This is a genomic window from Aeromonas crassostreae (assembly GCF_054052445.1).
On record NZ_JBSTYM010000012.1, the window covers coordinates 17,570 to 29,623 of the forward strand.

The window sequence follows — 12,054 nt, forward strand, 5'->3', positions numbered from 1 at the left end:
CAGCTTGCGCTGCCACACACGCTTACCAGGTCTGGGTTGCCTTGAAGGTATCGAGCAACGCAGTCAGCTTGCCAACGATGTCATCGTTGTAGTCGGCCTTGGCATTGATCTCAGCCATCAGCTCGCCATGCTGGGTATTGGCGTAAGAGAGCAGAGCGGCTTCGAAGTCGACGATCTTGGCGATTTCGACATCGGAGAGGTAACCCTTCTCGGCGGCGAACAGCACCAGGGATTGCTGGGCCACGCTCATCGGAGAGTACTGTTTCTGCTTCATCAGCTCGGTCACTTTCTGACCGTGGTCCAGCTGCTTGCGGGTCGCCTCGTCCAGATCGGAAGAGAACTGGGCGAAGGCCGCCAGCTCGCGGTACTGGGCCAGGGCGGTACGGATACCACCGGACAGCTTCTTGACGATCTTGGTCTGGGCCGCGCCACCTACCCGGGATACGGAGATACCCGGGTCAACCGCCGGACGAATACCGGAGTTGAACAGCTGAGTGGTCAGGAAGATCTGACCGTCGGTGATGGAGATCACGTTGGTCGGAACGAACGCAGACACGTCGCCGGCCTGGGTTTCGATGATCGGCAGCGCGGTCAGCGAACCGGTCTGGCCAGTCACGGCACCCTTGGTGAACTTCTCGACGTACTCGACGTTGACGCGGGAAGCGCGCTCGAGCAGACGGGAGTGCAGATAGAAGACGTCACCCGGGTAGGCTTCGCGTCCTGGCGGACGGCGCAGCAGCAGGGAGATCTGGCGGTAGGCCACGGCTTGCTTGGACAGGTCATCATAGATGATGAGCGCGTCTTCGCCGCGGTCACGGAAGTACTCACCCATGGAGCAACCGGCATAGGGCGCCAGGTACTGCAGGGCAGCGGCTTCGGACGCGGAGGCAACCACGACTATGGTGTTGGCCAGGGCGCCGTGCTCTTCCAGCTTGCGCACCACGTTGGCGATGGTGGAAGCCTTCTGGCCGATCGCGACGTACACACACTTAATACCAGAGTCTTTCTGGTTGATGATGGTGTCGATGGCGATGGCGGTCTTGCCCACCTGACGGTCACCGATGATCAGCTCACGCTGGCCACGACCGATGGGGATCATGGCATCGATGGCTTTCAGGCCGGTCTGGACAGGCTGGTCAACAGACTTACGCTCGATAACGCCCGGTGCGATCACTTCGATCGGCGAGAAGCCGTCGTTGTCGATGGGACCCTTACCGTCGATAGGCTGACCCAGGGTGTTGACCACCCGGCCCAACAGACCACGACCGACCGGCACTTCCAGAATGCGGCCAGTCCCTTTTACTTTCATCCCTTCGGCCAGATCGGCGTAGGGACCCATGACCACGGCACCGACGGAGTCACGCTCCAGGTTCAATGCCAGAGCGAAGCGGTTGCCCGGCAGCTCGATCATTTCACCCTGCATGGCATCGGCCAGACCGTGGATACGAATGATACCGTCGCTTACGGAGACGATGGTACCTTCGTTGCGCGCTTCGCTCTTGACATCAAACTGCGCGATGCGCTGCTTGATAAGCTCGGCGATTTCAGTGGAATTCAGTTGCATGCTCTAATACCCCAATCAAGATTGCAGCGCGTCGGCCATGCGATCCAGCTTACCGCGGACGGTGCCGTCGATAACCAGATCTCCGGCCTTGATGAGCACTCCGGCCATCAAGGACGCATCCATGCTGCAATTCAGCTTCACTTTGCGTGCGAGACGTTGCTCCAGAGAAGCCTGAATAGCGGCCTTCTGCTGGTCGGTCAGTTCGTGTGCCGAAATCACGTCAGCCTGAACTTCTTTGTCGAGTTCAGCCTTGAGCAATACATATTCGGTCACGACCGCCGGCAGCACACCCAAGCGACCATTCTCAGCCATCACCCGGATCAGGTTCTGGCCATGCGCGTCGAGTTGTTCACCGCAGACACTCACAAACAGGTTTGCGAGGGACTCGGCAGCCACAGAGCCGTGTACCATGGAGTGGATGGTCTCGTTTTCGACGACTTGCGCCGCGAAATCGAGCATCTCCAGCCATTGGTCAACCGCCTTGTGCTCAACGGCAAACTCGAAAGCAGCCTTGGCGTAGGGGCGAGCGATAGTAGTCAGTTCAGACATGGCCCCGTTCCCGTTACAGTTCTGCTACCAGTTTGTCGACGATGTCGCTGTTGGCAGCCTGGTCGATGTGGCGCGCCAGGATCTTCTCTGCGCCCGCAATGGCAAGAGCAGCAACCTGCTTGCGCAGTTCTTCTTTGGCACGATGACGTTCAGCGTCGATCTCGGCACGGCCTTGAGCCAGGATTTTCTCCCGCTCAGCCTGGGCACCGGTTGCCGCCTCATCGATGATCTGGGCCTTGCGTTTGTTGGCCTGTTCAATGATTTCGGCAGCCTGACGCTTGGCTTCTTTCAGCTGATCGGTGGCGTTGGCCTTGGCCAAGTCCAGATCTTTTTTGGCACGCTCTGCAGAAGAGAGTCCGTCAGAGATAGCTTTCTGACGGGCTTCGATGGCAGCCATCAGCGGCGGCCATACGAACTTCATGCAGCACCAGACAAAAATGATGAAAGCAAGTGTCTGACCGAGGAGGGTGGCATTGATACTCACAACCAAGACCTCTCTATATGAAATTTAAAAAGAAAGTGATAACAACCGCATCACTTATCAGGCAGCAACCCCGAAGATCAGGTACAGAGCCATACCGACCACGATCATCGGGATTGCGTCGACCAGACCCATTACGATGAAGAAGTTGGTACGCAGGATGGGCATCAGGTCAGGTTGGCGAGCGGCGCCTTCCAGGAACTTGCCACCCAGCAGAGAGATACCGATAGCGGCACCAACAGCGGCCATACCCAGCATGATTGCAGCGGCGAAGTAAATCATTTCCATCTTTATATTCTCCAAACAGAGCTAGTAAACGTAACAGGATTAATGGTCTTCACTGGCCATCGACAAATAGACAATGGTCAATACCATGAAGATAAAGGCTTGCAGAGTAATTACCAGAATGTGGAACAGCGCCCAGGGCACACTAAGGAGCCATTGGGACCACCACGGTAGCAGACCAGCGATCAGGATAAACACCAGTTCACCGGCATACATGTTACCAAACAGACGCAGACCCAGAGAGATGGGCTTGGACAGCAGGGTAACCAACTCCAACGCGAGGTTAACAGGGATCAGTGCCCAGTGATTGAAAGGGTTGAGGGTCAACTCTTTCACAAAACCCGAGACGCCCTTCATCTTGATGCTGTAGATGATGATCAAGGCGAAGACACCCAGGGCCATGGACATGGTGATGTTAACATCGGCGGAAGGAACTACTCGCAAGTAGGGGATGCCCAGCACTTGTGCCGTGTAGGGCAGGTAGTCAACCGGGATGAGATCCATCAAGTTCATCAGGAAAACCCAGATGAACACGGTCAGTGCCAGCGGAGCGATCAGCTTGCTCTTACCGTGGAAGATACCCTTGACGGTGTCATCCACAAACTCGACAACCATTTCTACAAAACACTGAAGCTTGCCCGGTACACCGCTGGTCGCCGTAGCAGCCACCTTGCGGAATATCCAGATAAACAGAGCGCCGAGGATAACGGAAAATATCATGGAGTCGATATTTACCGTCCAGAACCCCGAACCCACTTGCAGATGGTGCAGGTGGTGGGAGATGTATCCCTGAGTAGTCAGGGCTTCTCCGGTTGCAGCCATGAGTTTTCCTAGTAGCGGTTATTGAGAACGATCGTGATGACCCATTGGAAAAACAGGGAGAGCGAATAGGTGACATAGAGGGGAAGGTGATCCACCTCGACGTACGAGAGCACTGCCACGAAGAGTGCGACGGTACTTACCAGCTTGATCCCTGCTCCAACATAAAAATCCCACAATACCCAGCCCGCACTCCCGGGGCCGAGGTTCCGGTTCAACGTAAACAGACTGAACAGGAGTTGTGGAATCAGGTATATGCCTCCCCCATAGAGGGACGCATATCCAGCCGAAATGCCCCTAAGGTGAACCCAAGCGGCACTCACAGCCAGGATCAGGGTGAGTTGGCAAGCAATCATCGCCAGGGCCAGTGTCAAACCTTTCCAGGCCAATTTCTGCTTCACCTACGCCCCCTGAACATTACAGAACTGTAAAAAACGACATGTTGGCATGTACGAATTTACAGCCCCAAAAGCCGGTCAAATTATACCCTTGAAGACAGCTATTGCAACATGGCAAAAACCCTTAAATTTTGCGGCTTTCCGCACAAAATTAAGGTTAGGTTCATATCGAAAGGAATGGATGTTTTATTACTACACAAAGCGTAAAAATCACGATTCTGACAGGCCAAAATAGCCCAAAACCCGATCCAAATCGGCCAAGTTCTCGTAACTTATTACTAACTTGCCACTATCCTGTCTGCCTTGCTGCAATTGCACCTGATTGCCAATTTTTTCGGAAATCTGACGCTCGAGGTAAGCAAATTGCGGATCCCGAACCGGTTCAACCCTGGTTTTTGCCGGTTCCAATGTTTTTTGCACCAAGCGCTCGGTATCTCGCACGGTCAAGCCCTTCTGGGCCACCAGCTTGGCCAGCTCGGACTGGGCCGGGCCGCTCAGGGCCAGCAGGGCGCGGGCATGACCCATGTCGAGGTCGCCATGCTCCACGAAGCGCTTCACGTCGTCGTTGAGCTGGTTGAGGCGCAGCAGGTTGGTGACAGTGGTGCGAGACTTGCCCACCGCCTCGGCCACCTGCTGGTGGGTCAGCTCAAACTCGGTCAGCAGCCGCTGCAGGGCGACGGCTTCCTCGATGGCATTGAGATCTTCGCGCTGGATATTCTCGATCAGGGCGATGGCCACGGCGGCCTCGTCGGGCACGTCCTTGACGATGCAGGGCACCACCTCGAGCCGGGCGAGCTGGGAGGCGCGCCAGCGCCGCTCGCCGGCGATGATCTCAAACGATTGCTCGCCGAGGGGACGCACCACTATGGGCTGGATCACCCCCTGGGCGCGAATGGAGTTGGCGAGATCGTCCAGCGCGTCCTGGGACATGTCCTTGCGCGGCTGGTACTTGCCCGAACGCAGCCACTCCACCGGCAGCTTGCGCAGCTCCCCCTGGGGGGCGGGGGCCATGGCCTCTTCGGTGCGCTGATCGCTCATCACCTGTTTCTGGCGCGCGGCCGTGCTGGTGCTGAGCAGGGCATCCAGGCCCTTGCCCAGCCCACGTTTTTTCGGGGTCATATGCTCTCTCGATCTGCGATGGCCGCCTGTGGCGCCTGCTCCTGGCGGCGCAGTATCTCGCCAGCCAGAGCCAGATAGGCCTTGGCACCCACCGATGATTTGTCATAGTGCATGGCCGGGGCTCCGAAGCTCGGCGCCTCCGCCAGCCGCACGTTGCGGGGGATGATGGTGCGATAGACCTTGTCCCCGAAGTGCTGTTTAAGCTGATCGGACACATCATTGGCCAGCCGGTTGCGGTGATCGAACATGGTGCGCAGCACCCCCTCGATCTTGAGATCCGGATTGACCACGGCGGCCAGCTTGCTGATGGTGTCGACCAGGGCCGTCAGCCCCTCCAGGGCATAGTATTCGCACTGCATGGGCACCAGCACAGAGTCGGCGGCGGCCATGGCGTTGACGGTCAACATGTTGAGGGAGGGGGGGCAGTCGATGAAGATGTAATCGTATTTGTCGCGCACCGAGGCGATGGCGTTGCGCAGCCGGATCTCCCGGGCGAAGAACTCCATGAGGCGGATTTCGGCCGCGGTCACGTCGGCGTTGGCGGCGATCAGGTGATAGCCGCCGGAGGTGTCGGTGACGATCACCTCCCGCACCGGGATATCTTCGATCAGCAGCTCGTAGGCGGTACGCTCGACGTCATACTTGTCGACGCCGCTGCCCATGGTGGCATTGCCCTGGGGATCCAGATCGATCACCAGCACCTTGCGGCGGGTAGCCGCCATGGAGGCCGCCAGGTTCACGCAGGTGGTGGTTTTTCCGACCCCACCCTTCTGGTTGGCTATGGCGATGACTTTTCCCACACTATCCCCTCAATGAAACGGCAGCCCAAGCGGGCTAGATGGTTTTAAACTCCAGCAGGTGACGCTCGCCTTCCAGCTCGGGCACCACCAGGGGATGGGAGGCCACCAGGCGGATGTTGGCCGGCAACTGGGCCAGTTCCTGCGCCGGGTATTGTCCCTTGAGCGCCAGGAAGCTGCCCTGGGCAGACGGCAGGTGGTGACACCAGGTCAGCATGTCCTCCAGGGAGGCGAAGGCCCGGCTCAGCACGCCATCGAAGCCCTGCTCGGGCTGATAGGCTTCCACCCGGCTCAGCACAGGGGTCACGTTGGTGAGTCCCAGCTCCTGGATCACCTGGCGGATGAAGCTGATCCGCTTGCCCAGGCTGTCGAGCAGCACGAACTGCTTGTCCGGGTTGATGATGGCCAGCGGCAGGCCCGGCAGACCGGGGCCTGTCCCCACGTCGATGAAACGCTCACCGCGCAGGTGAGGGCTCACCACCAGGCTGTCGAGGATATGCTTGACCAGCATGGCGTCAGGCTCGCGCACCGAGGTGAGATTGTAAGCCTTGTTCCACTTGTGCAGCAACTCGACCAGCTTGATAAGTTGGGTCTTTTGAGTCTCAGTTATAACGATATCGGCCTGCGCGAGCAGGCCGTTCAATCTTTCCAGCATGTTTTCCAAGGGCAAGGATCCTCAGGCGGTTTTACGCAGCAAACCGTGTTTCTTCAGGTGAACCAGCAGGATGGAGATGGCCGCCGGGGTGATACCGGAGATGCGGGACGCCTGACCTATGGTCTGGGGCTTGGCATCGTTGAGCTTGGCGATCACCTCGTTGGAGAGACCGTTGACGTCGCGATAGTCCATATCCAGCGGCAACAGGGTGTTTTCGTTGCGCAGCTGCTTCTCCACCTCGTCCTGCTGACGATCGATGTAACCGGCGTACTTGATCTGGATCTCCACCTGATCGGCGGCGGCGGGATCCGCGAGGGCCGGACCCACTCCCTCGATGGCCATCAGGGCGTCATAGGTCACTTCCGGGCGACGCATCAGCTCTTCCAGGCTGTGTTCGCGGCTGATGGGGGTGTTGACCAGGGCATTGATGCCGGGCACGGCCACATGCTGGGGATGGACCCAGGTGCTGCGCAGACGCTGACGCTCCTGCTCCACCGACTCCAGCTTGCTGTTGAACCTGGCCCAGCGCTCATCGTCCACCAGACCCAGTTCGCGGCCGGCCGGGGTCAGACGCAAGTCAGCGTTGTCTTCCCGCAGCAGCAGGCGGTATTCGGCGCGGCTGGTGAACATGCGATAGGGCTCGCGGGTCCCCAGGGTGGAGAGATCGTCCATCATCACCCCCATGTAGGCCTGATCCCGACGGGGATGCCAGGGATCCTTGTCCTGGGCGCGCAGGGCGGCGTTCAGCCCCGCCAGCAGGCCCTGGGCTCCGGCCTCTTCGTAGCCGGTGGTGCCGTTGATCTGGCCGGCGAAGAACAGATTGGGGATGCACTTGCTCTCCATGTTCGCCTTGAGATCCCGCGGATCGAAGAAGTCGTATTCGATGGCATAGCCGGGACGGGTGATGTGGGCATGCTCGAAGCCGCGGATCGAACGGACGATCTGCACCTGCACGTCGAATGGCAGGCTGGTGGAGATCCCGTTCGGGTAGAGCTCGTGGGTGGTCAGCCCTTCCGGCTCCACGAAGATCTGGTGCGCCGTCTTGTCGGCGAAACGGGTGATCTTGTCCTCGATCGACGGGCAGTAACGGGGCCCGATCCCCTCGATCACCCCGGCGTACATGGGGCTGCGATCCAGGTTGTTGCGGATCACCTCATGGGTCTGCTCGTTGGTATGGGTCACGAAGCAGGAGATCTGGCGCGGATGCTGGCTGGCATCACCGATGAAGGAGAATACCGGGGTCGGGGTGTCGCCCGCCTGGGCCTGCATCACGGAAAAATCGACGCTGCGAGCATCGATCCGCGGCGGCGTGCCTGTCTTGAGCCTGTCGATGCGCAGGGGCAATTCCCGCAGACGCTGGGCGAGGGCGATCGAGGGAGGATCCCCGGCGCGACCGCCCTTGTAGTTGTCCATGCCGATGTGGATCAGGCCGTTGAGGAAGGTGCCGACGGTCAGTACCACCGTCTTGCCGTGAAAGCGGATCCCGCTCTGGGTCACGACACCGGCGACGCGATCCCCGTCCATGATGAGATCGTCACAGGCCTGCTGGAAGATCTTCAGGTTCGGCTGGTTCTCCAGCATCTCCCGCACCGCCGCCTTGTAGAGCAGACGATCCGCCTGGGCGCGGGTGGCACGCACAGCCGGGCCCTTGGAGGAGTTGAGGGTGCGGAACTGGATCCCGCCAAGATCGATGGCACGCGCCATGATCCCGCCGAGGGCATCGATTTCCTTGACCAGGTGTCCCTTACCGATCCCACCGATCGCCGGGTTGCACGACATGTGGCCCAGGGTATCGATGTTGTGTGTCAGCAGCAGGGTATTCATGCCCATGCGGGCAGAAGCCGCCGCCGCCTCGGTTCCTGCATGACCGCCACCGACGACGATCACATCAAATTGTTCATGGTATTGCATTGGGATCACCTTGATCTGCACGCCTGAGATCGTTTTGTTTGCCGTCTAGAACCCCGTATCAAGGGGGCAAACATTCTATCTGTTTCAGGTGCTCAGTGAAACGTCTAGTTGATCGCCTTTGGGAGATCAGGATCCGTTAGTAGATCTTAAGGATCTTTAGATCGATCTTTTACTGGATCTTTTATTAGGATCCAGGATTTCTGTTGATAAGCACTTTTTGATCATAAAGATCATTATCTTAAAGACGATCCCAGCCTGTGGAAAAGCTTGGATCCTGGCCCGGGGAACCGGGGGACAACCAGGGTGTTTATACACAGTACCGGATCTGTAGATAACTAGCGCATAGGATAACTATAGGTTTTACAGAGGTTTGAGCTGTAGTTATCCACATCACCCCCGATTGCTGTGGGTAAGCATGTAGAACAAGTCTGCCGGATCGAATTGTGAATAACCTGGTGGATAGTCAATCGAGGCGGGGAAGGGGAGATCGTCTCCTGGCCGGGGATCTCCCCTCTTGATCAGGCGATCGAGGCGAGCCAGGGGTGGATCCAGGCCTCGGCGGCATCTTCCGGGATCTCGTAGCGGGTGACATCTATCTCCAGTCGCTCGCCGATCCGGCTGGCTCCGCACTCGTGCAACAGGCGATCCAGGGTCTTGCCGCCGGCGCAGAAGGTGTCGTAGCTGCTGTCCCCCAGGGCGACCACCCCGTAACGAAACGCGGCAAGATCCGGTTTTTGCTCGGAAAGATCTTTTGCGAACGGCTGGAGATTGTCCGGCACGTCCCCGGCGCCATGGGTCGAGGTGACGATCAGCAGTATGGTGTCAGGCTCGGCCATGATGGTCGCCAGGCGGGCGGGATTATGGATCTCGGCCTGGTGGCCGCCCTGTTCGATCTGCTGGGCAAGGTGGTCGGCGACATACTCGGCGGCGCCCAGCATGGAGCCGACGATGAGGTTGAATTTGGCCATGGCTATCTGATTCCTGATGCGGTGAGGATCCGGATTCTACCGCCAAAGCATGTGGATAAATATGGATAAGCATTGGGGATATTCGGCCGCTTTTCGGCGGTCGAGATCCCGCCGCAGATCCTCACTCTTTTTCCTCTTCTGCTCTTCCTTATATATGGCCGCCCGCCAGAAAGACTCTTTTGTGTCTACTTTCTTCGGCTGAGTGGGATCTCCTTGCTCTCTGTCAATACGGATGCGAATGATTGGCAATTATTAAATCGATTGAGATCCCCTCCTGTAGTAGCATGACGCTGCTTTATTCGCCGCATCGTTCGGCGAGGCGGGCCTGGCCCGTCTCATAAAAACATAAAACCAACTCATTGAAGAATTGAGACTTAAAACATGACAGTTCAAACAGAAGATTCATTCACCCCGGCCCTCTCCCTGCTGGGGCGTCTGGTGCCTCTGGCGTGCCTGCTGGGTACTTTGCCTGCCCTGGCCGAGGAGGATGTCCTGCCCAAGGCCAGTGAAACCATGGTGGTCACCGGCACCGCCATGAAGGTGGAAGTGCCCATGGCCGAGACGCCTCGCGCCGTCTCAGTGGTCAACCGCGAGGAGCTGGATCAGCATGGGGTGCAGCAGCTCGACGAGTCCCTGCGCTACCGCTCCGGCGTACTCACCGGTTTCTATGGCTCCGACAACAACACCAACTGGTTCAAGGTGCGTGGCTTCAATGCCGCCGATTACCTCGACGGCAACCGCCTGTTCGGCACCGGTTACTACGTCTGGACCCCTGAGCCCTTCGGCCTCGAGAGCGTGGAAGTGCTCAAGGGCCCGGCCTCCATCCTCTACGGCGAGGCGCCTCCCGGCGGCGTGATCAATGCCATCAGCAAGAAGCCGACCGCCACCCCTCAGGGCCTGCTGGATCTGCAACTGGGCAGCCGGGATCATCGCCAGATCGGGGTGGATGTGTCCGATGCCCTGACCGATGACAGCCGCTACCGCATGGTGGCCCTCTATAAAGAGCGGGACGGCGTGCTGGATGGTACCTACAACGAGCGCGCCTATCTGGCGCCGAGCGTCACGTTCGATCTCTCGGATCGCACCAACCTCACCCTGCTGGCCAGTTTCCTGCACGACGAAGGGGTGCCCACCAACGGCTTCTTCCCTGTCTATGGCACCCTCAACACCTCGGGCGGCCAGATTGATCCCAGCACCAACCTGAGCCAGCCGGACTACGATCGCAATCGCAACACCCAGATCTCCGCCGGTTACGAGCTGGCCCACCAGATCAACGAGACCTGGGAATTCAAGCAGAACGTCCGCTTCAACTACAACGATCTGCTGCTGCGCCAGACCTATATCTTCCCGACCTATGAGGGCACCACCGCCTACCGCGGTCTGGTCTATCGTGATGGCGACACCAAGAGTGGCACCATGGACAACCAGCTGGTGGGCTACTGGAACACGGACCGCACCGAACAGACCCTGCTGCTGGGGATGGATCTGCAGCGTCACGTGAACGAAGGTCAGGAAGCCGACAACTACGGCATGGGATCCATCGATACCCTGCACCCGGATCACGGCGGCTTCCCCGGTTTCGACGAGTCCACCACCACCCATCAGAAGAGCACCAAGGGTCAGAGCGGCTTCTATGCCCAGCACCAGATCCGTTGGGACGATCGCTGGCTGCTGACCGCAGGGGGCCGCTTCGACTATGTGGAGACCCACAACATCAGCGAAGCCACCGCCAAGAACGAGAAGCAGTATGACGACAACCTCTCCCTCTCCGGCAGCCTGATGTACCTGGCCGACAACGGCCTCTCCCCCTACTTCGCCTATGCGGAGTCGTTCGAGGTGCTGCCGGGCATAGATCCCAACACCAGGAACTCCTACAAGCCGCTGGAAGGCAAGCTGTACGAGACCGGCATCAAGTACGCCCCCAGCTTCCTCGATGGTTACATCAACCTGGCGCTGTTCGATCTGGAGCAGACCAACTCGCTGGTCTCTACAGGCTCAGGTCAGCAAACCCAGGCCGGCGAAGTGACCTCCCGGGGCGTCGAACTGGAGGGGAGCGTGCAGGCCACCGAGGCGCTGCGTCTGACCGCTGCTTATACCTACACCGATGCCAAGACCAACGACACCGGCAACGGTGACCGTCGTGCCAGCCTGATCCCGCGCCACCAGGCCTCCTTCTGGGGCAACTACCAGGTGCAGCAGGGGCCGGTCTCCGGGCTGGAACTGGGCACCGGGGTGCGCTATATCGGCTCCAGCGTCGGCATAGGCGCGGTGAATGCGGACTACACCCCCATCTATGGTTCCGCCCAGGTGCCGGCCCAGACCGTATGGGATGCGATGATCGGGTATGATTTTGCCAAGAACTGGCGAGCCCAGATCAACGTCAACAACCTGCTGAACGACACCTATGTGGCAAGCTGTGACTACTACTGCTACTACGGCGAGCCGCGCAGCATAGTCGGCTCCGTCAACTACCGCTGGTAAGCACCAGGCCGGGCGGGGGCATTAGCT

General features: G+C 58.9%; 12 protein-coding genes. 1 reads left to right on the plus strand and 11 read right to left on the minus strand.

Going from position 1 to position 12,054, the window contains the following annotated elements; translation table 11 throughout:
- Window positions 1-22: 22 nt before the first annotated feature.
- The 11 genes from atpA to mioC all read right to left on the minus strand — a co-directional run bounded on the left by atpA (window position 23) and on the right by mioC (window position 9,546).
- The gene (atpA, locus tag ACW5W4_RS11065) at window positions 23-1,564 is read right to left on the minus strand and encodes a F0F1 ATP synthase subunit alpha (RefSeq protein ID WP_427262906.1); all 1,542 of its coding nucleotides are present in this window, start codon (window positions 1,562-1,564) and stop codon (window positions 23-25) included.
- 15 nt (window positions 1,565-1,579) lie between these two features.
- Window positions 1,580-2,113, minus strand: a complete 534-nt coding sequence (gene atpH / locus ACW5W4_RS11070) for a F0F1 ATP synthase subunit delta (RefSeq protein WP_042000399.1) — start codon at window positions 2,111-2,113, stop codon at window positions 1,580-1,582.
- A 13-nt stretch (window positions 2,114-2,126) separates the two neighbouring features.
- Window positions 2,127-2,597, minus strand: a complete 471-nt coding sequence (gene atpF / locus ACW5W4_RS11075) for a F0F1 ATP synthase subunit B (RefSeq protein ID WP_427262904.1) — start codon at window positions 2,595-2,597, stop codon at window positions 2,127-2,129.
- A 57-nt stretch (window positions 2,598-2,654) separates the two neighbouring features.
- Window positions 2,655-2,882 carry a F0F1 ATP synthase subunit C gene (gene atpE, locus ACW5W4_RS11080; protein WP_370881544.1) on the minus strand — a complete coding sequence of 76 codons (228 nt, stop codon included), beginning with the start codon at window positions 2,880-2,882 and terminating at the stop codon, window positions 2,655-2,657.
- 39 nt (window positions 2,883-2,921) lie between these two features.
- Complete coding sequence (gene atpB, locus ACW5W4_RS11085) at window positions 2,922-3,701, minus strand: F0F1 ATP synthase subunit A (RefSeq protein WP_005319615.1); 780 nt, start codon at window positions 3,699-3,701, stop codon at window positions 2,922-2,924.
- Window positions 3,702-3,709: 8 nt separating this feature from the next.
- A complete protein-coding gene (locus ACW5W4_RS11090) occupies window positions 3,710-4,099 on the minus strand; it encodes an ATP synthase subunit I (protein ID WP_408795771.1) in 390 nt (129 codons plus the stop codon).
- Between the two features lie 207 nt (window positions 4,100-4,306).
- Entirely contained in the window at window positions 4,307-5,215 is a 909-nt protein-coding gene (locus tag ACW5W4_RS11095; RefSeq protein ID WP_456689403.1) for a ParB/RepB/Spo0J family partition protein, read from the minus strand.
- Window positions 5,212-6,015 carry a ParA family protein gene (locus ACW5W4_RS11100; protein WP_427262903.1) on the minus strand — a complete coding sequence of 268 codons (804 nt, stop codon included), beginning with the start codon at window positions 6,013-6,015 and terminating at the stop codon, window positions 5,212-5,214. The genes ACW5W4_RS11095 and ACW5W4_RS11100 overlap by 4 nt, the downstream gene beginning before the upstream one ends.
- Before the next feature lie 34 nt (window positions 6,016-6,049).
- Window positions 6,050-6,667 carry a 16S rRNA (guanine(527)-N(7))-methyltransferase RsmG gene (gene rsmG, locus ACW5W4_RS11105; RefSeq protein ID WP_427262902.1) on the minus strand — a complete coding sequence of 206 codons (618 nt, stop codon included), beginning with the start codon at window positions 6,665-6,667 and terminating at the stop codon, window positions 6,050-6,052.
- Window positions 6,668-6,688: 21 nt separating this feature from the next.
- Window positions 6,689-8,578 (minus strand): tRNA uridine-5-carboxymethylaminomethyl(34) synthesis enzyme MnmG, encoded by a 1,890-nt coding sequence (mnmG, locus tag ACW5W4_RS11110; protein WP_456689404.1) that lies wholly within the window; start codon window positions 8,576-8,578, stop codon window positions 6,689-6,691.
- A 518-nt stretch (window positions 8,579-9,096) separates the two neighbouring features.
- A complete protein-coding gene (gene mioC / locus ACW5W4_RS11115) occupies window positions 9,097-9,546 on the minus strand; it encodes an FMN-binding protein MioC (protein ID WP_408795775.1) in 450 nt (149 codons plus the stop codon).
- Window positions 9,547-9,927: 381 nt separating this feature from the next.
- Here mioC and ACW5W4_RS11120 point away from each other — a divergent pair, with 381 nt between their 5' ends.
- Window positions 9,928-12,027, plus strand: a complete 2,100-nt coding sequence (locus tag ACW5W4_RS11120) for a TonB-dependent siderophore receptor (protein ID WP_456689405.1) — start codon at window positions 9,928-9,930, stop codon at window positions 12,025-12,027.
- Window positions 12,028-12,054: the final 27 nt, after the last annotated feature.

Excerpts from the sequence above, each read along its gene's own strand:
- mioC (WP_408795775.1), bottom strand. The coding sequence starts at position 9,546 with ATGGCCAAATTCAACCTCATCGTCGGCTCCATGCTGGGCGCCGCCGAG.
- rsmG (WP_427262902.1), bottom strand. The coding sequence starts at position 6,667 with ATGCTGGAAAGATTGAACGGCCTGCTCGCGCAGGCCGATATCGTTATA.
- atpB (WP_005319615.1), bottom strand. The coding sequence starts at position 3,701 with ATGGCTGCAACCGGAGAAGCCCTGACTACTCAGGGATACATCTCCCAC.
- ACW5W4_RS11120 (WP_456689405.1), top strand. The coding sequence starts at position 9,928 with ATGACAGTTCAAACAGAAGATTCATTCACCCCGGCCCTCTCCCTGCTG.
- atpH (WP_042000399.1), bottom strand. The coding sequence starts at position 2,113 with ATGTCTGAACTGACTACTATCGCTCGCCCCTACGCCAAGGCTGCTTTC.
- atpE (WP_370881544.1), bottom strand. The coding sequence starts at position 2,882 with ATGGAAATGATTTACTTCGCCGCTGCAATCATGCTGGGTATGGCCGCT.
- ACW5W4_RS11095 (WP_456689403.1), bottom strand. The coding sequence starts at position 5,215 with ATGACCCCGAAAAAACGTGGGCTGGGCAAGGGCCTGGATGCCCTGCTC.
- atpA (WP_427262906.1), bottom strand. The coding sequence starts at position 1,564 with ATGCAACTGAATTCCACTGAAATCGCCGAGCTTATCAAGCAGCGCATC.
- mnmG (WP_456689404.1), bottom strand. The coding sequence starts at position 8,578 with ATGCAATACCATGAACAATTTGATGTGATCGTCGTCGGTGGCGGTCAT.